This is a genomic window from Saccharopolyspora galaxeae (genome assembly GCF_016526145.1).
Classification (GTDB): domain Bacteria; phylum Actinomycetota; class Actinomycetes; order Mycobacteriales; family Pseudonocardiaceae; genus Saccharopolyspora_C; species Saccharopolyspora_C galaxeae.
This window is the reverse complement of the sequence record NZ_JADDUE010000001.1, coordinates 48,861-69,786: the sequence shown is the minus strand read 5'-3', so window position 1 is coordinate 69,786 and position 20,926 is coordinate 48,861. Positions and strand designations below refer to the sequence as shown.

Here is a 20,926-nt window from a genome sequence, read left to right as displayed (position 1 = left end):
GATACGATTCAGAACATGGCACAACGTCCGATTGCCCTGGTCACAGGCGCGTCCCGTGGAATCGGGGCCGCCGTCGCACGCTCCCTGGCCGAGACCCACGACGTGCTGCTGGGTGGCCGGGACGGCGGGGCGTTGCGGACCCTGGCGAGCCAGGTCGAAGGTGCGAAGCCGTGGCCGGTGGAGCTGACCGATTCCGCGTCGGTGGCCGACGCGGTCTCCGGCATCGATCGGCTGGACGTGCTGGTGCACAGCGCGGGCCTGGTGGAGCTCGGCCCGGTCTCCGATCTGCCGGTGGATTCGTGGCGTCGCACGTTCGAGCTGAACCTGTTCGCGGTCACCGAGCTGACCCGGCTGCTGCTGCCCGCGCTGCGGGCGGCGGAGGGCCACGTCGTGCTGGTCAACTCGGGATCCGGACTGTCCGCGAAGCCAAACTGGGGCTCCTACGCCGCCAGCAAGTTCGCGCTGCGGGCGTTCGCGGACACCCTGCGCGCCGAGGAAGCGGACGTGCGGGTGACCTCGGTCTTCCCGGGCCGGGTGGACACCGACATGCAGCGCGAGGTGCGCGTTTCCGAAGGCGGCGAGTACCAGCCGGAGCACTACCTGCGCCCGGAGTCCGTCGCCGCCCCGGTCGTTTCCGCGGTGCACGCCTCCCGCGACGCGCACCTCACCGAGATCGTCGTCCGCCCGTCCTGAGCACTTCTCGCTCGTAATAGCGAGCAGTCGATACTCACGCCTATTCATCGGCGCTACCGCATGAGCGCATGAAAAAGGGAGGGTGCCAGGGGTGCCCTCCCTTTTTCGCTGCGCAGCGGCTACATGACCTGAATCTCGACCCGGCGATCGCTTTCCTGGTTCCCTTGCGCGGCACCTCGTCCGACGGCTTCGAGGCGCTCCGCGGGCACTCCGGCCTCCTTGAACTTGTCGGCGACGGCTTGCGCCCGCTGCTGGGACAATTCCTGGTCCTGCGGCTTCGGTGTGCCGGTGTTGGCGATGAACCCGGCGATGGTGAACCGCAGCTCCTGCGGGGCCGACTTGGCCAGCTCGGCCGCCTTGGTGGCGGTCTGCTTGCCCTGCTCGGTCAGGTTCGCGGTGTCCGGTTCGAAGGTGATCGGGCGCTGCTGCAGCGCCTGATCGATCTGCTGCTGCAGCGCCGCCTTCGCTGCGCCCGGGTCAGGCTTCGGGGGCTGCTGCTGTTGCTGCTGCTCGGGCGCCGGTGCTGCGGGTGGCACCTCGCCCTCTTGGCCCCCTTGGCCCTGCTGCTGTCCGCCGGAGCACCCGGCCACCAGCGCCGCGGCGAAAGCGATTCCGGCGACGGCGTTCGTGGCTTTGATTCGGTCCATGCCAACCTCCGCTGTCGGGAGCTCGCCGGACGTTCCGCCGGCGCGTCGTCCGACCGGTGGCCCCGTGCCACGGACCCGGACCGCCCGGCGAGCGGGGTGTGCTCCATTCCATTCCGAGCGGTCCGGTTGAGCAGGTCGAGCGACCCAGCGCAACGCGAACGTGTGATGTCCGCGATCGAACGTGAACCGATTTCGCCTCCCCGCCTCGACAGAAGTTACTGCTAAGTAATACGCTCGGGTTACCGACGAGTAAGGCCATGTCCGACACAAGCGGGGCCGGCTCGGACCACCAGTGCGCGCAGAGGGAGCCTCGAATGGGCCACTACAAGAGCAACATCCGCGACCTCGAATTCAACTTGTTCGAGGTGTTCAAGGTGCAGGACCGGCTCGGCACCGGCGCCTTCGAGCAGTCCGATGAGGACACCGTCCGCGGTGTGCTCACCGAGCTGAACACGCTGGCCACCGGCCCGCTCGCGGAGTCCTTCGAAGAGGGTGACCGCACCCCGGCCCAGTTCGACCCCAAGACGCACTCGGTGACGCTGCCCGAGGCGTTCAAGAAGTCCTACCAGCAGGTCATGGACGGCGAGTGGTGGCGGCTCGGGCTGCCCGACGAGCTCGGCGGCTACGGCATCCCGCCCACCGTGCAGTGGGCGTCGGCCGAGCTGATGCTCGGGGCCAACCCGGCGATCTTCATGTACATGGCCGGGCCGAACTTCGCGACGATCCTGTGGAACAACGGCACCGAGCAGCAGCGCCGCTGGGCCGAGCTGATGATCGAGCGCGGCTGGGGCGCCACGATGGTGCTGACCGAGCCGGACGCGGGCTCCGACGTGGGCGCCGGTCGCACCAAGGCCGTGCAGCAGGATGACGGCTCGTGGCACCTGGAGGGCGTGAAGCGGTTCATCACCTCCGCCGACCAGGACATGACCGAGAACATCATGCACCTGGTGCTGGCCCGCCCCGAAGGCGAAGGCATCGAGAACAAGCCCGGCACCAAGGGCCTGAGCCTGTTCCTGGTGCCGAAGTTCCACTTCGACGACCAGAGCGGTGAGTCCGGCGCGCGCAACGGCGCCTACGTCACCAACGTCGAGCACAAGATGGGCCTGAACGCCTCGGCGACCTGCGAGCTGACCTTCGGCCAGCACGACGTCCCGGCGAAGGGCTGGCTGCTCGGCGAGGTGCACGACGGCATCGCCCAGATGTTCCAGGTCATCGAGTACGCGCGGATGATGGTCGGCACCAAGGCCATCGGCACGTTGTCCACCGGCTACCTCAACGCGCTGGAGTACGCCAAGGAGCGGGTGCAAAGCGCCGACCTGACCCGGACCACGGACAAGACCGCCCCGCGGGTCACGATCACCAACCACCCCGACGTGCGCCGGATCCTGATGCTGCAGAAGGCGTACGCGGAGGGGCTGCGCGCGGTGTACCTGTACACCTCGACCTACCAGGACCAGATCGCGCAGGGCAAAGCCACCGGAGCGGACGTCGCGCTGGCCGAGCAGGTCAACGACCTGCTGCTGCCGATCGTCAAGGGCGTGGGCTCGGAGCGGGCCTACGAGATGCTGACGCTGTCGCTGCAGACCCTCGGCGGCTCCGGCTACCTGCAGGACTACCCCATCGAGCAGTACATCCGGGACGCCAAGATCGACAGCCTGTACGAGGGCACCACGGCGATCCAGGCGCAGGACTTCTTCTTCCGCAAGATCGTGAAGAACAACGGCGCGGCGCTCGGGCACATCGCCGAGCAGGTGCAGCAGACGCTGCAGGCCGACGGCGCCGACGACCGGCTGAAGGAAGAGCGGGCGCTGGTCGCGCAGGCGTTGGACGACGCGCAGGCCACCCTCGGCGCGGTGTTCGGGTTCCTGACCTCCGCGCAGGAGGACGTCAACAACGTCTACAAGGTCGGCCAGCACGCCGTGACCGTGCTGATGAGCATGGGCGACCTGCTGATCGGCTGGCTGCTGCTGCGCCAGGCCGAGGTGGCCCAGGCCGCGCTGGACGCCGGAGCCTCCGCCAAGGACCAGCCCTACTACCAGGGCAAGGTCGCGGTGGCGCGGTTCTTCAGCAAGAATGTGCTGCCGGAGCTGGCCTCCCGGCGCAAGATCGTCGAGTCCGCCGACAACGCGATCATGGACCTGGACGAGGCCGCTTTCTGATCGTCCCGGACGAAACGAGGCGGGCGCCCCACATCGGGGCGCCCGCCTTTTTCGTCGGTGCGGGTCAGGGCCGCACGAGCGTCTTGAGCGACTCGCGGTCGGCCATCCTGCGGTAGCCCTCCGGGACGCCGTCCAGGTCGGTGGTGTGGTCGAACACCCGGCCCGGCTGGATCTTGCCGGAGAGCACGTCCGGCATCAGCTCCTCGATGTAGGCGCGGGCGGGGCACACGCCGCCGCCGAGCGCGACGTTGCGCATGAAGATCTCGCGCACGTCGACGCCCTCGCCGTCCTGCGGCACGCCGACGTAGCCGACGCCGCCGCCGTCCCGGGCCAAGCGCAGCGCCATGCTCAGCGAGTCGCCGGTTCCGACGCACTCCAGCACCGCGTGCGCGCCCTGTCCGCCGGTCAGCTCGCGCAGCCGCTCGACGCCCTCGGCGCCGCGTTCCGGGATCACGTCGGTGGCGCCGAACTCGCGGGCCAGGTCGGTGCGGTCGGTGTGCCTGCCCATGATGACGATCCGCTCGGCACCGAGCCGGGACGCGGCCAGCACCCCGCTGACACCGACGGCGCCGTCACCGACGACGGCCACCGTGTCGCCCTTGCGCACCCCGGCGGAAACCGCGGCGTGGTGCCCGGTCGGGAACACGTCGGCGAGCGTCAGCAGCGAGGGCAGCAGCGCGTCGTCCGGCTCCACCGGCAGCTTCACCAGCGTGCCGTCCGCGACCGGTACGCGGACCGCCTCGCCCTGCGCCCCGTCGTTGCCGGGCGAGCCCCAGATACCGCCCTGCACGCATGAGGTGTGCAGCGAATCCCGGCAGAACTCGCATTCGCCGTCGGAGTAGGTGAACGGGGAAACGACCAGGTCGCCCCGTTGCAGACCGGTCACCGCCGAGCCGGTCTCCTCGACGACGCCGATGAACTCGTGGCCGATCCGCTGGCCCTGCTCGTCGGCGCCCATGCTCTTGTACGGCCACAGGTCGCTGCCGCACACGCAGGTCAGGCTCACCCGCACGATGGCGTCGGTCGGCTCGAGCAGCGCCGCGTCGGCGACCTGCTCCACGCGCACGTCCCCCGCACCGTGGATCACGGTGGCACGCATTCGGACACCTCCGGAATCGATTCGTCTTCCCCTGGTTCGACGTCCGGAGCGGATGCACGTATTTCGATCCGGGCATGTGGGAAGACTCACCGCAGCGCGAAAAGGCCGGCCCCCTTCCGCGCGGGAAGAGGGCCGGCCAGGTCGGTTCGCGCCGGTCAGGGCTTGGGCGGTGGCGGCCCGCAGTGGATGATCGGCTGCGGGTTGTACACCGTCTTGCTGGGCTTCTCGGTGGTCACCTTGCCCGTCTTGACGTCTCGCAGGGTGCGGGTGTCGGTGACGGTGAACCCGCCGGTGCCCTTGCTGGTGCTGCACGGCTGCCCCGGCGGGACGACCTTCTCGTGCGGCGGCTTCTCATCCGTGCGCGGACCGGTCTGCGAGGTCACGTCGTACTGCTTGGTGCCCCAGAACTGGATCTTGATCGAGGACGGCGTCCACTGCGTCGTGATCATGACCCCGCTGTTGAGGGTGTTCTTGAACTTCACGTCGATGACGCTGCTGCCGTCCGGGTTCTGGAACACCGTCGCCTCGCGACCCGGGGGGTAGCGGCTGATGTAGTAGCTGTGCTCCTTGTGCTCCACGTCCTTCACGCCTGCGAAGTAGGAGGCGTTGTAGAGCGTGGTGGCGAACTGCGAGATCCCGCCGCCGACGGCCTTCGCCGGGCGGCCGTCCTCGATGATCCCGGACTCGACGTAACCCTGCGGAACGCCGCGCGGGCCGGTGTGGCCGTTCAGGCTGAACGTCTCGCCCGGTTTGATGACCGCGCCGTTGACCTGCTCGGCGACCCGCCGGATGTTCGCCCCGGAGGCGGGCTCGAACCCGCCGGTCTCGAACTCGCTGATGACCTCGCGGATGCCGAGCCCGTTGGCCTGCTCGGTGGTGAACGGCGGCGGCTGCTGCTGGTAGATCGCCTGGACGCTGCGACCGTCCCGCTTCTTGTAGATGTCCAGCAGCTTCTCGAAGCTCTTGTTCCAGTCCACCCCGCGGCCTTCGACCGACGGGCGGACCACCGGTTTGCCGCCTTCGAGCACGATCTGGGCGTCCTGGCCGGGCTTGATCGTGTCGCGCAGCTGCGGTTCCACCCCGCCGACCACGGCCGGGACGTCCACGCCCGCGCGCAGGCCGCCGTCGCCGTCCGGCTCGAAGCGCAGCGAGGCCGCGATGGTCTCCGGGGAGATCGCGGCGTCGTGCCCCTCACCGCGGACGGTCACCGGACCGGACACCGCCGGCTGCGCGACCTCGCGCAGCGCCTTCTGCACGCCTTCCTTGGTGGTGGTCACCGGCTGCTCGGAGTACGGGATCCGCACCGGGCCGTTGATCGCCCACTTCGACAACACCACGTCGGTCGCCGACGAGAGGTCGACCGTGCGGCCCGTGACCGGGTCCACCGGCACCGGAGTCGCGCCCTCGAAGCGGATGGTGCCCTCCGCGGGCGCGCGGTCCAGCTGCGGTTTCACCTGTTCCAGGGCCTGGCGGACCTGAGCGCGGTCGGCCGAGCTGGCGGGGGTGATCTCGCGTTCGGTGAACAGCGAGGTGATCCGGGTGATCGGGTTCAGCGGCTGCGAACCGGCGCGTTCGACGGTCTCGCCCCAGTCCATCCGCAGCCCGGCGTCGTCCGGCGAAAGGCTCGCCTGGGTCTCCCCGGTGGTCAGCCGGATCGGTTCGTGCAGGCCGGCTTCCAGCTGGTTCTTGAGCTTGCGCTCGGCGGCGGTCTTGCTCATCCCGCCGATCTGCACGTCGGCGACGGTGGTGCCGCGCGGCACGCTGCCGCTGCTGAAGAACAGATCACCGAGGTAGAGCAGTGCCAGCGCACCGACCGCGATGCCCGCGCCGATGCCCGCGCGCACCAAGCGGCTGCGGTTCTGCGGGCGCGGCTTCGGGCCTTCCGGTGGGTCCGCGGAGAAACCGCCGACGCCGTCGGCGAACGACCAGGTCGGCTGCTCCTGCGGCTGGACCCGCGGGATGGTGTCGGTGCGTTCGGTGTCGTGCTCGGGGAACCGCGCGGTCTGCTGCTGCGAGCTTCCGCCGATGATGCCGATGAAGTCCGTCGGTGAGGCGTAGGTCTGCTCGGTGGCCGCGGCCGGTTCGGTGCCGGGCACCGGAGGGATCGTCGCGGTGCGCTCGGCGTCGGACTCCGGCGGTTGCTCACCGGAGGCGCCGGAAGCCGCGGTCGTCCCGGTGCCGTCGATCCGTTCCGTGCCCTCGGACTGCGCGCCGGACTGCGAGATGGGGCGGGTGCCCTGCTCGGTCAGCTCGCCCGCGAGCTGCCCGTGCTGCGATTCCGCGGTGGTTGATCCGGTCGGCGGAGCCTGGGCGGATTCGGCGTGATCGGCTTCAGCCGTGCCGGTTTGTCCGGTCCGGCCCGATTGATCCGCTTGGCCGGACTGCTCGGCGGCGAGCCTCCCCGCCGAGATGCGGGTGGTCCGCTCGCCCGCGGACTCCGGCGAGGTCGCTTCCCGGTCGGTGCCGGTCGTGTCGCCGGAGCCGGATTCCTTCTCGGCCGGGCCCGGCCGGTCCGAACCCCGATGCGGGTCGTCGTCCGGCGGGACGTCGTAGTTTTCCGGCACCGCTTCCCCTTCATCGTCTGGTCGTGCGGCGGGATGCACAGCGAACAGGCGTCGGGCCCAGCCCGTCAAGAACGCCCAGCCCGTCAAGAACGCCAGCCCGTCAAGAACGCCGGTCGGCGCACCGGACCGGTCGCGGCCACCGGGACTCCCAGCCACCGGGACTCCCAGCCACCGGGACTCCCGGTGACCCCGAAGCAGGGCCGAGGTCAGCGCGCGATCACAGGTACAGGCCGGTGCCCTGCTCGGTCTGCTCGCTGGCCACGGCGTGCAGGTCTCGCTCCCGCATGACCAGGTAGGACTGGCCCTGCACCTCGACCTCGAACTGCTCCTCGGGGTTGAACAGCACCTGGTCGCCGACCTTGACGGCCCGCACGTGGCTGCCCACCCCGAAGACCTCGCCCCAGAGGAGCCGCTTGGCCATCTGGGCGGTCGCCGGAATCACGATGCCGCCGCTGCTGCGACGTTCCCCGGATTCCGCAGAGACCCGCACCATGACCCGGTCATGCAGCATCTGGATCTCAAGCTTGGCATCGGTCACTCGAAAAGTTTACGACCCGGCCCACCGAAGCCTTCCGAGCGGGGAGCCCCTCATGAACCGGCGTCCATCCCGCCCATGATCAATGGCAGCCGGTCCGGGCCGGAGCCGCCGACCCGCACCGGAACTCCCCAGTCCTGCCTGGTCAGGTGGCAGGTGGGGTGCTCCACCCCCGGATCGTCGGTGCAACTGGCGGCCTGCGCGACGACGTGCAGCACGCCGTGCTCGACGTCGTCGGCGAGCACCAGCCGCCGGGTCAGGTCCGTCCCCGTGCCCGCGCCTTCGACCAGCAGCTCCGCCGGTGACGCGGTGATCTCCAGCCGGGTGGACGGGCCGTAGCGCTCGTCGAGCTTGCTGCCCGGCGGCGGGGTGAACACCACCGCCAGCTCCACCGAGCCCGGCGCGACATCGGTCGCGGGGCGCGTGACCTGCTGCGACGCGCCTTCGATGAGCCGATCGGAGACGCCGGGCGGCACCGGGCGCTCCAGCTTGTGCGCGGCCGAGGCGACCACCACGAGCTCGCCGTCGACCAGCGTCGCCCCGGAAGGTTCGGCCAGGTGCGTGGCCAACGTGGAGACCTCGTCCGATGCCGGATCGTAACGTCGCACCGCGCCGTTGTAGGTGTCGCAGACCGCGACCGAACCGTCCGGCAGCGCCGCGACGCCCAGCGGGTGCTGGAACAACGCGCCATCGGCGGGACCGTCCGCGTGCCCGAAGTCGAACAGCCCGCGGCCGACCGCGGTGCGCACCGCGAACCCGTCCCCGTCCGGCTCGATCCAGCGCAGCGCCGAGGTCTCCGAGTCGGCCAGCCACAGCCGCTCACCGCCGTCGGCGAGCCCGGACGGCTGGGCGAAGAACGCCTCCGGCGCCGCGCCGTCCCGCAGCCCTTCGACGGTGGTGCCCGCCAGCCTGCGCAGCTTCCCGCCGGTCGGGTCGAACAGGCCGAGCGTGTGGTTGCCCGCCATCGCGATCACCACACCGCCTGCGGGCTCCCACCAAGCGACGTCCCAGGGGCTGGTGAGGGGGATGTCCAGCGCAGGTCCGCCGTCCTCGCCGTCGCGCCACTGCTGTCCCGTGCCCGCGATGGTGGTCACCGCGCCGTCCGCGAGCCGCACCCCGCGCAGCAGGTGGTTGGCGGTGTCGGCCACCACCAGGTCGTAGCCCGCCGCGGCGGCGACGTCCTTCGGCAGCACCGCGAGCCCGGACGGCTCGGCGAACGAAGCGTCCTGCGCTTCGCCATCGGCACGGCCTCGAGCACCACTGCCGATGCGCCGCAGCACCGTCTCACCGTCCTCGGCGAACTCCACCAGCGAATGGTTGGCCGAGTCGGCGACCAGGATCGTGCCCGGTCCGGACACCGCCTTCGCCGGGAACCGCAACGTCGTCGCCGCGGTCCGCGGCGGCACGTACGGGCCGTCGCCGCGGTGCAGCGTGCCCTTCTCGTCGTGTTCGGCCACGATTTCGCCGATGACGCTGCGCAACGCCTCGACGTGCCCCTCACCTGCGGCGACGTGCACGAGGTAGCCCTCGGGGTCGATCACGGCCAGCGTCGGCCACGCCTTGACCGCGTAGTTGCGCCAGGTGCTCAGCTCCGGGTCGTCGAGCACCGGGTGCCGCACGGCGTAGCGCTCCACGGCCGCGGCCAGCGCGTCCGGGTCCGCTTCGTGCTCGAACTTCGGCGAGTGCACGCCGACCACGACCAGCTCGTCGCCGAACTCCTCCTCCAGCGGCCGCAGCTCGTCGATCACGTGCAGGCAGTTGATGCAGCAGAAGGTCCAGAAGTCCAGCAGCACGACCTTCCCGCGCAGCTCGCCGAGCTGGACCTCCCGGCCGCCGGTGTTCAACCACTCCCGGCCGGTCAGCTCCGGCGCGCGGACACGGGTTCTGGGCTTCTGCTGCGCGATGCTCACGCCCGGGCAACAACACCGCTCGATGAAGCTGTTCCCGCTCGACGATGATCCGAGGCGCTTCCCACTTCACGGGATGCCGCGCGGCGCGAAGTCATCTCCAGCGCCGGACGAACAGAGTGATCAGCACCCCGGCGAGCAGCCCGCCCAGCGCGGCGCCCGCGAGCGGCAGCCACCCGAAGCCGCCCTCGGCGGAAGGTTGCGCGCGGAGGTCCGGCACGTTCGCCGGATCGCCCACCTGGCCTTTCCGGTCGACCGTCGTGCCGTCGGCCCAGCCGTTGCCCATGTCGCAGGTGATCCGGTCCCGCGCCGCGACGGCGTCCGCGGGCAGCGACATGTCCATGCTGCCCGGTCCCGCGGTGGTTCCCGGCGGTACGTCGACGCGCGGCGGGCGGATGCCGAACCGGGCCTTCGTCTCGGCTTCCACCTCGTCGAGCAGGTGCTCGGTGAGATCCACGCCCCGCAGCGCCCGGCGGTTGCTCCAGCCGGTCAGCAGCGCCCGAGCCTGCTCGGCGCGCCCGGCGCGGTAGGCGTCGGCGGCGCGCCGCTGCACGTCACCGATCTCGTGGAGCGTCTCGGCCTCGAACCCCTCGTAGGTCTTGGTGACCCGGTCCAGGAACACCTCCGGCCGATCGCAGGTGTAGTACATGAGGCGCTTGGACAGGTGGGTCGCCGAGCGGGTCGCCTCCTGCGCCGCGAACTCCGGGTTCAGGTAGTCCTGCGCCGCACCAGCGGTGAGGTAGCGGTGCTGGGCGTACTCCGGCGGCACCGCCGTCGCGCCGATGTGGAACGGGATGTACGGCGCGGTCACCGCAGCCGTGTTCGCCACCCACAGCGTCGCCAGCTCCGGGTTCGGCAGGTCCGCGCGCAGCTGCGCCACCTGCCCGTAGCCGGAACGGTCGTCGGACCACCGCGGATCCCGCACCATGCGCTGCATGTCCACCAGGGACACGTCGCCGAGCCTGCGCAGCTCGGACTCCAGCGTCGGCGGATGCCGCCACGGCGCCTCGTCGCGCGGCGCGGACTTGCCGGGGTGGCCGGGGAACGGCGTGCCGTAGACCTCTTGCAGGTTGAACGGCTTCCCGCTCGCCGGGTTCCACCAGCCCTGCCGCACCGCGAAGTCCACCAGGTTCGGCGAGCCGCGGAAGTCCGGGTTCCCGGGTGCGGCCGGGAAATCGCCGATGTAGCCCGGGTAGGACACCCGGACGTCGTCCGGCCCGAGCCGTTCCGCGGCCCACAGGCCCTGACCGCCTGCGTACTCGACGAACACCCAGCCCTCGTTCGCGTCGGCGAACAGGTGCGAGTTGCCGCCGTAGGTGGTGTAGCCGTGCTCGTCGATCAACCGCCCGAGGATGTCGACCGCTTCGCGCGCCGAGTGCGCCCGCTCCATCGCGATCCGGGACAGGTCGCTGTAGTTCGGGCCGGTCTGGCCGGGCGGGGTCATCGCCACCAGCTCCGGGCGGGAGTCCGACCAGACGTCGCGAGCGGCCACGCCGTGCTCGTTCAGACCGCCGTTGGTCAGCGGGGCGGGGAAACCGGAGAACTCGGAGTAGTTCGAGGTGAGGTACTTCGCGGTCTCGGTCGCCTGCGGGATCCGGGTGAGCCTGCCGGGCAGGTCGGCCTCCGCGGTGGCGCCGACGGTGATCGTCGAGCCCGGCGGGTGCCGCCGGTGCGGCACGATCTCCAGCCAGTGGCTGGACGGCTCGTGCCCGAAACCGCCGAGCAGCGTCGAGCCGCTCTCGGTGCGGTTCTTGCCCACGTAGAAGGCGATGCTCTTGTCCGCGCTCGGATGTTGCGCCCGCCGGGGTGCCTGCGCGTCCGCCGGTGCCGCGTGGGCGGGGGTCGCCGCCGCTGCGACGAGAACCGCCAAGGCGAGGGCGTGCCGCGGCCGGGGCATGGGACCTCCTGCGCTTCGAGGGCAGGAGTCGTTGATAGATCATCCCGCTGCGCAAGACCAGCGGGAACGGCCCGGAAATTGGAAATCCCCGCGGTGCTGCCAGGTCGGGGGTCCGACAGCACCGCGGGGTCACCATGCATATCGCCGGGCCCCCGGGCGTTGTTACACACCGCCCGCACTGTGCTTTAAGTCACCGCGGGTGGGTGACGAAACGGGCCTCCGCGCGTGTGGATGTGGGCTGCTGACCAGCACATATCGTCATCACATCGGATCGCCGCGGCTTCGGCCGAACGGCGCGGCCGCGGCGACCTCACCCGCGTGCCGCCGAGTGGACGAGTGTTCCCACCCGCGCGCGAACCGCATCCTGGTAGCCATGGACGCACAGCTCGCCGATGTCAGCTTGCCTTCCCGGCTCGCCGATCAGGACGAAGGCATCAGCCAGGAGGAACTCGCGCTGGCCGCGCGCAACCACGGCATCATGCTCGAGGCGCTGCGCTACGACGTCACCCCGATCGGCCTGCACTACCTGCTCACGCACTACGACATGCCCGCGCTGGACCCGGCGACGTGGCGGCTGGCGGTGACCGGGGCGGTCTCCCGAAGGCTCGAGCTCACCCTCGACGAGCTGCGCTCGCGGCCCGCCCGCACGGTGCGGGTCACGATGGAGTGCGCGGGCAACGGCCGCGCCCGGATGCACCCGCGCCCGATCAGCCAGCCGTGGCTGGTGGAGGCGGTCGGCACCGCGGAGTGGACCGGGGTGCCGCTGCGCGACGTGCTGGAATCCGCGGGCGTGCGGCCTTCGGCGGCCGAGGTCGTGTTCACCGGTGCCGATCACGGCGTGGAGCGCGGTGTGGAGCAGGACTACCAGCGCGGCCTGCCGCTCGACGAGGCGCTGGGCGAAGAGGTGCTGCTGGCCTACGAGATGAACGGGCAGCCGTTGCCGCCGCAGCACGGTCATCCGGTGCGCCTGGTCGTTCCCGGCTGGTACGGCATGACGAACGTGAAGTGGTTGCAGGAGATCTCGGTGGTCGAGGAGCCGTTCCGCGGTTTCCAGCACCGCGCGTACCGCTACCGGCAGTCCCCGGACGATCCCGGCGAGCCCGCGACCCGCATGGTGCCGCGCTCGCTGATCGAGCCGCCGGGCTTCCCGGACTTCATGTCCCGCGCGCGGGTGGTGCGCCCAGGTGAGCTCGAGCTGCGCGGTCGCGCCTGGTCCGGGCACGCGCCGATCGACCGGGTGGAGGTCAGCACCGACGGCGGCCGCAACTGGGCGGAAGCCGAACTCGACGCCGACCGGCCGCGCTGGTCGTGGCGCGGCTGGCGCAGCAGGTGGCGGGCCGAGCCCGGCTCGCACGTGCTGGCCGCCCGCGCTACCGACGCCGACGGGAACGTCCAGCCGACCGGCCAGTCCTGGAACCGCGGCGGCTTCGGCAACAACCTGGTGCACACCGTCCCGGTCAGCTGCATCCCCGAGTGATCCGGCGAGTGAGCGGACCGTTCTTGGCGGTCCAGCGGTCCGCTCACCCTCGAGCGAACCGGGATCAGCGCTCCAGGATCGCGGTGACGCCCTGCCCGCCGGCGGCGCAGATGGAGATCAGCCCGCGGCCCGAGCCCTGCTCGGACAGCAGCTTCGACAGCGTCGCCACGATCCGCCCGCCGGTCGCGGCGAACGGGTGCCCGGCGGCCAGCGACGAGCCGTTCACGTTCAGCTTCGCGGTGTCCACGCCGCCCAGCGGCGCGTCCAGGCCGAGGCGGTTCTTGCAGAACTCCGGGTCCTGCCACGCCTGCAACGTGGCCAGCACCTGCGAGGCGAACGCCTCGTGCACCTCGTAGAAGTCGAACTCGCCCAGGCCGATGCCGTTGCGCTGCAACAACTTCGGCACCGCGTAGGCGGGCGCCATCAGCAGGCCCTCGTCGCCGCTGACGTGGTCCACCGCGGCGGGCAGCACGTCGCTGAGGTACGCCAGCACCGGCAGCTTGTGCGCCTTCGCCCACTCCTCGCTGGCCAGCAGCACGGTGGAGGCGCCGTCGGTGAGCGGGGTCGAGTTGCCCGCCGTCATGGTCGCGCCCTCGCCCTTGCCGAACACCGGCTTCAGCTTCGCCAGCTTTTCCGGGGTGCTGTCGGCACGCATGTTCTGGTCCTCGGCCACGCCCTGGAACGGCGTGACCAGGTCGTCGAAGAACCCGCGCTCGTAGGCGGCGGCGAGCCGCTGGTGGCTGCGCGCGGCCAGCTCGTCCTGCGCCTCCCGGGAGATCTCCCAGGCCAGCGCGGTCTTCGCGGCGTGCTCTCCCATGGAAAGTCCGGTGCGCGGCTCGGAGTTCTGCGGGATCTCCGGCACCACGTGCTGCGGGCGCACGCCGGTCAGCGCCTTGAGCCTGCCGCCGAAGCTCTTCGCGTGGTTGGCCGCCAGCAGCACCCGGCGCAGGTCGTCGTTGAGCGCGATCGGCGCGTCGCTGGCCGAGTCCACGCCACCTGCGATGCCCGACTCGAGCTGGCCCAGCGCGATCTTGTTGGCCACCGAGACCACCGACTCCAGCCCGGTCGCGCACGCCATCTGCACGTCGTGGGCGGGGGTGCGCGGGTCGAGCCGGGAGCCGAGCACGGTTTCGCGGGCGAGGTTGAAGTCGCGGCTGTGCTTGAGCACCGCGCCCGCGACGAACTCGCCCAGCTGCTCGCCCTGCAGTCCGAAGCGGGCCAGCAGCCCGTCCAGCGCTGCGGTGAGCATGTCCTGGTTGGAGGCCCGCGTGTAGCGGCCGCCGGAACGCGCGAAGGGGATCCGGTTGCCGCCGACGATCGCTACGCGGCGAGTGGTGGACATGCTGGACTCCTTCGTTTGAGGACCGTCGGTCCGGGTTCGTTTCGAGGACCGTCGGTCCGGGTGCGTTCGAGGACCGTCGGTCCGGCGTGCGGCTGGGGTCGGCCGCTGTACTGGGATTCCGGGATCGCGGGTCTGGTGCGCACCCCGGTGACGCACTAACCTACCCGCGGGTAGGTTAGTCGTCGAGCAGGATCACCGCGCGACGGCCCCTGGCCCGTTTCCGCGCACGAATCCATCCGACAACCTGCCTGCACGGGAGTACGCATGCCCGATCGGTACCAGCAGTTCACCTCGACCGCGTTCGGCCGCTCGCTCGCAAAGCGCCTCGGCCTGCCCACGCCTGCCCCACTGCGAAGGCACCGGTCCGGTGATCCCGTCGTCAGCGGCACGGTGCGCACCGGGGCGGCGAAGGGTTCGCGGCTGACCGATTCCGTGGCGGCAACGCTCACCGGCGCGCACGCCGAGGTCGAGTCCGGTGAGCCGCAGGAGGACGCGCGGTACGCCGCGCTGATCTTCGACGCCACCGGCATCACCGGCAGCGACCAGCTGCACCAGCTGCGCGACTTCTTCGGCCCGCTGATCCGGCAGGTCGGCGGCTGCGGCCGCGTCATCGTGCTCGGCACCCCGCCGGAGGAGACCACCTCCGCCGGTGAGCGGGTCGCGCAACGCGCCCTGGAAGGCTTCATGCGGACCGTCGGCAAGGAGCTCAAGCGCGGCGCCACCGCGCAGCTGGTCTACGTCTCCGAAGGTGCCGAGGCCGCGCTGGACTCGACGCTGAGCTTCCTGCTCTCGCCGAAGTCCGCGTTCGTGTCCGGCCAGGTCATCCGGGTCGGTTCCGCGGACGCGCCCAAGGTCGACCGGCAGCACCCGCTGCGGGACAAGGTCGCGCTGGTCACCGGCGCCTCGCGGGGCATCGGCGAGTCGATCGCGGAAACCCTCGCCCGCGACGGCGCGCACGTGGTCTGCCTGGACGTGCCCGCCCAAGGCGAGGACCTGGCCAGGGTCGCCAACCGCATCGGCGGGTCCACCCTGCAGCTCGACATCACCGCCGAGGACGCGCCGCAGCGCATCGCCGAGCACTTCACCGAACGCCACGACGGGCTCGACATCGTGGTGCACAACGCGGGCATCACCCGGGACAAGACGCTCGGGCGCATGGACGAGGGCAAGTGGGACTCGGTGCTGGCGGTGAACCTCACCGCCCAGGAACGCATCAACGAGGCGCTGCTGCGGGAGGACTCGCCGCTGCGCTCCGGCGGCCGGCTGATCGGTGTCGCTTCGATCAGCGGCATCGCGGGCAACGTCGGGCAGGCGAACTACTCGACGTCGAAGGCGGGCGTGATCGGCCTGGTGCAGGCGTCGGCGCCGACCGCGGCCCGCCGCGGCGTCACGATCAACGCCGTCGCGCCCGGGTTCATCGAGACCAAGATGACCGCGGCCGTGCCGCTGTTCATCCGCGAGGCCGGGCGGTTGATGAGCAGCCTGCAGCAGGGCGGGCTGCCGGTCGACGTCGCCGAAACGATCGCCTGGTACGCCAGCCCCGCATCGGCGGGCGTGAACGGCAACGTCGTGCGGGTCTGCGGCCAGAGCCTGTTGGGGGCGTGAGATGAGCACCGAAGTCGACTCCGCCCCGAATCTCTCGGCGCTGTACCTGAAGGCGGTCACCTCCGGCCCGCTGCGGCGCGGCGGGGAACTGCCGCAGACCGAGTACGTGCGCCGCGGCATCGAGATCGACCAGGCGCACCTCGCCGAGTACAACCGGGTCTGCGGGTTCGGGCTGCGCGACGAGCTGCCGCCGACCTACCCGCACGTGCTCTCGTTCGGTCTGTCGGTGCGGTTGATGACCGACCCCGGATTCCCGTTTCCGCTGGTCGGACTGGTGCACGTGGCCAACAGCATCACGGTGCACCGGCCGTTGCGGGTCACCGACGTGCTCGACCAGCGGGTGCGGGTGGCGAACCTGCGCGCGCACCCGAAGGGCAAGCAGCTCGACGTGATCGCCGAGACCAGCGTCGGCGGCGAGATGGTGTGGAGCGAGACCAGCACCTACCTGCGCCGCGGCAAGCCCGACGACTCCGCGCCGCACGCCGAGCGGGCCGCCGAGGTCGAACCGGGCGCGCCGACCGCGACCTGGCGGGTCCCCGGCGATCAGGGGCGCCGTTATGCGGCGGTGTCCGGGGATCGCAACCCGATCCACCTGCACCCGTGGTCGGCGAAGGTGCTGGGCTTCCCGCGCGCGATCGCGCACGGCATGTGGACGAAGGCGCGGGCGCTGGCGGCGTTCGACGGCAGGCTGCCGGAGTCGTTCACCGTGGACGTCGACTTCGTGAAACCGCTGCTGCTGCCCTCGACCGTCGAGTTCACCGAGGCCGGCCCAGGCACGGGGGTCGGCCCGGGCACGGGAACCGCACGGCCCGGCCGGGACGCCCGGTTCGCCGTGCACTCCCGCTCCGGCAAGCCGCACCTGCAGGGCCGGTTGCGCTGATTTCGCGGGCGCGCAAGCCCCGCTCGGCTGCGGGCGGGGCTTGCCGCGGTGCCCGGCGGCTCACTCCGGCTGGTCCGGGACCCGCGGGCTCCAGGAACGTCCTTCGACCAGGTCGCCGAAGCCCATCCACGCCAGGTTCATCAGGCGCATGGCCAGGCCGTCGGCGGTGTGCTCGGGATGCTCCACCCACCAGTCCAGCAGCGACTCCCCCGCACCGACCAGGGCCGCGGCGAACGGCTCCATCTGCTGCGGCTGCATCGGCTGCGCGGCGGATTCGGTCGCACGTGCCAGCAACGTCGAGATCAGCGCCATCGCCTGCTGCCGCCACTGGGCGAACTCGGAGGAGAACGGCTCGCCACCGGTCGCGGCCTGGCGGTGCAGGATCGTCCAGCTCGCCCGGTTCCGCTGCACGTAGTCGAAGAACACCCGCAGCCCGCGCCAGAGCTGCTCGTCCGGGCGCAGGTCCGGTTCGACCGCCGTGCCGATGGCTTCGATCAACCGGTTCGCCTCGCGCTGGATGCAGGCGATGAACAGCTCTTCCTTGGAACCGAGGTACGCGTAGATCATCGGTTTCGAGATGCCCGCGAACTCCGAGATCTCGTCCATCGACGCGAGGTGGAAGCCGCGCGCCGCGAAGGACTCGACGGCGGCGTCGAGGATTTGGCGTTCCCGCACCGACCGCGGCAGCCGCCGGCTGCGCGGGCGCCGCGGCCCGTCGCCGTCGTCCTCGTCGGCCTGGCTCCCACCGGCTGCCTGCATCCCACCTCCTGTTCGGGCCGTTCCAACCGGCCATCCGGGCCGTTCCGGCCGAAAACCGCCCGTGCGCGCGCCGATCAGGCTAGAACAGCAACGATCACGCGCATGCCTTGCCCACTAACCTACTCGCGCGTAGTCTTACTAGCGAGTAGGTAAATGGAGGTCACCATGTCCCAGCCGGACCCGATCGGCGCGCTCGCCGAGGCAGACCCGAAGAAGGTCGGCAACGAGGAGTTCGTGGAACTCCTGGCAGCCGCCTCCGAGCACGCCAAGCAGGGCACCGCCGACCTCAGCGCGCTGCGGCCGGAGCAGTTCGCCAAGCTCATCTCCCGCGCCTCCGCGGCCCAGGTCGAGGCCGTCATGGCGCGCCCGGAGCTGCGCGTGCAGGTGCTCGACGAGGTGTTCCGGCGGATGGGCGAGCACTACAAGGCCGAGAAGGCGCGCTCCACCGAGGCGGTGGTGCGGTGGCGCATCGGTACCGAGGACGCGGACACCGTGCGCTACGAAACCGTGCTCACCGGCGGCACCTGCACGGTCAACAAGGAGCCGCAGCACGACGACCCGCGGGTCACGATCATGATCACGCCGGTGGAGTTCCTGAAACTGGTCTCCGGCAACGCCTCCGCTCCGGTGCAGTTCATGACCGGCAAGCTGAAGGTCGCCGGGGACGTCGGCTTCGCCGCCGGGCTCACCAAACTCTTCCAGATCCCCAAGGCCTGACCCGCACACCACCGGCCCGACGCGCGAAGGAAATCGATGAGCTTCTCCCTTGAACTGAGCGAGGAACACCGCGACCTGCGGGAATGGGTGCACGGATTCGCGGAGAAGGTCATCCGCCCCGCGGCCGCCGAGTGGGACGAGCGGGAGCAGACCCCGTGGCCGGTCATCCAGGAAGCCGCCAAGATCGGCCTCTACGGCTTCGAGACGGTCGCCACGTTCTGGGCCGACGACACCGGTCTGTCGCTGCCGATCGCCAACGAGGAGCTGTTCTGGGGCGACGGCGGCATCGGCATGGCGATCTTCGGCACCACGCTGGCGGTGGCGGGCATCTTCGCCGCGGGCACTCCGGACCAGATGGCCGAGTGGGTGCCGCAGTGCTACGGCGACGCCGACGACCCGAAGGTCGCCGCGTTCTGCTCGTCCGAGCCCGCCGCCGGTTCCGACGTCTCGGCGATGCGCACCCGCGCGGTCTACGACGAGGCCAAGGACGAATGGGTGCTCAACGGCCAGAAGGCGTGGGCCACCAACGGCGGCATCGCGAACGTGCACGTGGTGCAGGCGGTCGTCGACTCCGAGCTGGGCTCGCGCGGGCAGGCCGCGTTCGTGATCCCGCCCGGCACCAAGGGGCTGGAGTCCCCCAGCAAGATCAAGAAGCACGGCCTGCGCGCCTCGCACACCGCCGACATCTTCCTGGACGACGTGCGGGTGCCCGGCAGCTGCCTGCTCGGCGGCAAGGACAAGCTCGACGAGAAGCTCGCCCGCGCCCGCGAAGGCGGCAAGGCCGCAGGTGGCGGGCAGGCCGCGATGAAGACCTTCGAGCTGTCCCGGCCCACCGTCGGCTCGCAGGCCCTCGGCATCGCGCGCGCCGCCTACGAGCACGCCTTGGAATACGCCAAGCAGCGGGAGACCTTCGGGCGGCCGATCATCGACAACCAGTCGATCGCGTTCACCCTCGCCGACATGCGCACCGAGATCGACGCGGCGCGGCTGCTGGTCTGGCGGGCGGCCTGGATGGGCCGCAACGACGAGCCGTTCACCGCCGGTGAGGGCTCGATGTCGAAGCTCAAGGCCGGGCGGGTCGCCACCTGGGCGACCGAGCGCGCGATCCAGATCCTCGGCGGCAACGGCTACACCCGCGAGTTCCCCGTCGAGCGGATGCACCGGGACGCCAAGATCTACGACATCTTCGAGGGCACCGAGCAGATCCAGCAGCTGGTGGTCGCCCGCTCCATCTCGGGCAGGCACATCCAGTAGGCGCCGAACGGTTCCCGGATCTTGCCGGTCCGGTCCGCCGGCTCGCCGCCGGCCGGGGTGCCCGCTGCCCGCCGCGCCTGAGACTGGTACCCGGCTCAGGCGGTGCGGGTCGGGTCCGCGCCGGTGCCGGTCAGCCCTGCGCCGGGGCGACGTCGCTGATCGAGACCGGGCCGGGCACGGAAGTGCCGTTCCAGGGCACGTTCACGGTGTAGGGCGCGACCGGGCCGGGGAAGGCGACGTCCACCGACGCCGGCGTCGGGCCGGGCAGCGCGTCGCCGGTGTTCGGGTCGGTGACCTGGTAGTGGAAGCTCGCGTTCACCGCGTGCTGCCCGTCGACGACGTGGTCCGCGGCGTCGCCGCCCGCCCGCTCGGTGCTGATGCCGAGCGGCTTGCCCTGCCCGTCCAGGAAGGTCAGCCCGGGCGCGCCGCCGAGCTGGCAGCTCTGGCCCGGCTTCGCGGTGAACTGCACGTCCGCGCCGGCCTGCATCGTGCTGTGGTCGAGCGGCGTGATGCCGACGTCGACCTGGTCCGCGGTGCAGTAGCGGTCGTAGCCCGGGTGGTCGTCGGGCATGGCCTGCGCCGTGCCGCCGAGCAGCAGGCCGGCGAGCACCGCCGATCCGGCGATCGCGGCGATCCGGCCGGTGCTGCTGCGCTTGTTGTTGAACATTCCGCTCACACTCCTCAAGTCGGTTGGGGGCGGTGCCCCGCACCGCCACACATTCGTGTGATGCGCGGAGGGTGCTCGACGTTGACTCGCTGTGACGTGGAACACTTCTTTCGATCCGACCTGCGGAAATGCCCTAGGAAACGGCATGCGCGGCGGCTCGGTCGGCCGGTTGGCAGCAGTGGCGATCGCCACTCCCGGGAATCGGCGAACACCGGGCGGTGTTGCACTTGAGAGTGCAAGATCCCGGGGGGTGCCTGACTTCCGGCCGGAATGGAAGGCATCATGGCAGGGTTCATCACCATCACCCGTAGGGATGAATGCCGGTGGTCGACGCGAGGCGAACGGACCAGTTCGCGTTCGATCGGCACAGTGGACGCGTGGGTCCGCGCCGTGCCGTTGGCTGCTGAAGCCCCTCGCGCCCTGTGCCGTCGCCGCGCGGCGGCCGTCCGCACCGGCAACACGGCTTCGAGAACGAAATGGGAGGGCGAAGCGGTGAACAAGCCCGATCCAGGTACACCGATCTTCGGCGAGCTGAACAACGAGCTCGGCGGTCTGCCCGAGATCGACGTGCACGAGTTCGACTCGCACAGCTTCGACTTCGGCGGCGAGTCCGGTGAGTCCGAACAGCAGGACACCGCGGCCGCGACGCAGTCCGGTCAAGCAGCGCAGACCAAGAGCGCCACCCGCTCCGGCGGGCGCCGCCGCAAGGAGGACTGAGCTCTCC

At 70.9% G+C, this 20,926-nt stretch carries 17 protein-coding genes; 8 read left to right on the top strand and 9 right to left on the bottom strand.

What is annotated here, in order from left to right:
- Positions 1–15: 15 nt before the first annotated feature.
- Complete coding sequence (locus INP57_RS00310) at positions 16–693, top strand: SDR family oxidoreductase (RefSeq protein ID WP_200067978.1); 678 nt, start codon at positions 16–18, stop codon at positions 691–693.
- A 119-nt stretch (positions 694–812) separates the two neighbouring features.
- Here INP57_RS00310 and INP57_RS00305 read toward each other — a convergent pair whose 3' ends face one another.
- Positions 813–1,340: an OmpA family protein gene (locus tag INP57_RS00305; protein WP_200067977.1), complete on the bottom strand. Its 528-nt coding sequence runs from the start codon at positions 1,338–1,340 to the stop codon at positions 813–815.
- A 314-nt stretch (positions 1,341–1,654) separates the two neighbouring features.
- On the opposite strand from INP57_RS00305, the gene INP57_RS00300 reads away from it, so the two are divergent.
- The gene (locus tag INP57_RS00300) at positions 1,655–3,499 is read left to right on the top strand and encodes an acyl-CoA dehydrogenase (protein ID WP_200067976.1); all 1,845 of its coding nucleotides are present in this window, start codon (positions 1,655–1,657) and stop codon (positions 3,497–3,499) included.
- Positions 3,500–3,563: 64 nt separating this feature from the next.
- Here INP57_RS00300 and INP57_RS00295 read toward each other — a convergent pair whose 3' ends face one another.
- From INP57_RS00295 to INP57_RS00275, 5 genes are all read right to left on the bottom strand, one after another.
- The gene (locus tag INP57_RS00295) at positions 3,564–4,598 is read right to left on the bottom strand and encodes a zinc-dependent alcohol dehydrogenase family protein (RefSeq protein ID WP_200067975.1); all 1,035 of its coding nucleotides are present in this window, start codon (positions 4,596–4,598) and stop codon (positions 3,564–3,566) included.
- 155 nt (positions 4,599–4,753) lie between these two features.
- Positions 4,754–7,162, bottom strand: a complete 2,409-nt coding sequence (locus tag INP57_RS00290) for a VanW family protein (protein WP_307849823.1) — start codon at positions 7,160–7,162, stop codon at positions 4,754–4,756.
- Between the two features lie 217 nt (positions 7,163–7,379).
- Positions 7,380–7,700, bottom strand: a complete 321-nt coding sequence (locus tag INP57_RS00285; RefSeq protein ID WP_200067974.1) for a GroES family chaperonin — start codon at positions 7,698–7,700, stop codon at positions 7,380–7,382.
- Between the two features lie 50 nt (positions 7,701–7,750).
- Positions 7,751–9,607 carry an NHL domain-containing thioredoxin family protein gene (locus INP57_RS00280; protein ID WP_200067973.1) on the bottom strand — a complete coding sequence of 619 codons (1,857 nt, stop codon included), beginning with the start codon at positions 9,605–9,607 and terminating at the stop codon, positions 7,751–7,753.
- 91 nt (positions 9,608–9,698) lie between these two features.
- Positions 9,699–11,501, bottom strand: a complete 1,803-nt coding sequence (locus INP57_RS00275) for a C69 family dipeptidase (protein ID WP_200067972.1) — start codon at positions 11,499–11,501, stop codon at positions 9,699–9,701.
- A gap of 373 nt (positions 11,502–11,874) precedes the next feature.
- Here INP57_RS00275 and INP57_RS00270 point away from each other — a divergent pair, with 373 nt between their 5' ends.
- Entirely contained in the window at positions 11,875–12,978 is a 1,104-nt protein-coding gene (locus tag INP57_RS00270) for a sulfite oxidase (protein WP_200067971.1), read from the top strand.
- Between the two features lie 64 nt (positions 12,979–13,042).
- Here the strand turns inward: INP57_RS00270 and INP57_RS00265 are convergent, their stop codons facing one another.
- Positions 13,043–14,320 (bottom strand): acetyl-CoA C-acetyltransferase, encoded by a 1,278-nt coding sequence (locus INP57_RS00265; protein WP_200067970.1) that lies wholly within the window; start codon positions 14,318–14,320, stop codon positions 13,043–13,045.
- A 264-nt stretch (positions 14,321–14,584) separates the two neighbouring features.
- On the opposite strand from INP57_RS00265, the gene INP57_RS00260 reads away from it, so the two are divergent.
- Complete coding sequence (locus INP57_RS00260) at positions 14,585–15,925, top strand: 3-oxoacyl-ACP reductase (RefSeq protein WP_200067969.1); 1,341 nt, start codon at positions 14,585–14,587, stop codon at positions 15,923–15,925.
- A gap of 1 nt (position 15,926) precedes the next feature.
- Positions 15,927–16,805, top strand: coding sequence for a MaoC family dehydratase (locus INP57_RS00255; protein ID WP_200067968.1), 879 nt, complete (start codon positions 15,927–15,929; stop codon positions 16,803–16,805).
- A gap of 60 nt (positions 16,806–16,865) precedes the next feature.
- Here the strand turns inward: INP57_RS00255 and INP57_RS00250 are convergent, their stop codons facing one another.
- Entirely contained in the window at positions 16,866–17,564 is a 699-nt protein-coding gene (locus tag INP57_RS00250; protein ID WP_200067967.1) for a TetR/AcrR family transcriptional regulator, read from the bottom strand.
- Positions 17,565–17,729: 165 nt separating this feature from the next.
- On the opposite strand from INP57_RS00250, the gene INP57_RS00245 reads away from it, so the two are divergent.
- Both INP57_RS00245 and INP57_RS00240 read left to right on the top strand, forming a co-directional pair.
- On the top strand, positions 17,730–18,281 hold the full coding sequence (locus tag INP57_RS00245; RefSeq protein ID WP_233626524.1) for an SCP2 sterol-binding domain-containing protein: 552 nt from the start codon (positions 17,730–17,732) through the stop codon (positions 18,279–18,281).
- A gap of 36 nt (positions 18,282–18,317) precedes the next feature.
- A complete protein-coding gene (locus INP57_RS00240; RefSeq protein ID WP_200067965.1) occupies positions 18,318–19,535 on the top strand; it encodes an acyl-CoA dehydrogenase family protein in 1,218 nt (405 codons plus the stop codon).
- Between the two features lie 130 nt (positions 19,536–19,665).
- On the opposite strand, the gene INP57_RS00235 is transcribed toward INP57_RS00240, so the two are convergent.
- Positions 19,666–20,202, bottom strand: a complete 537-nt coding sequence (locus INP57_RS00235) for a DUF4232 domain-containing protein (RefSeq protein ID WP_200067964.1) — start codon at positions 20,200–20,202, stop codon at positions 19,666–19,668.
- A 492-nt stretch (positions 20,203–20,694) separates the two neighbouring features.
- Here INP57_RS00235 and INP57_RS00230 point away from each other — a divergent pair, with 492 nt between their 5' ends.
- Positions 20,695–20,919, top strand: a complete 225-nt coding sequence (locus INP57_RS00230; RefSeq protein WP_200067963.1) for a hypothetical protein — start codon at positions 20,695–20,697, stop codon at positions 20,917–20,919.
- Positions 20,920–20,926 lie beyond the last annotated feature (7 nt).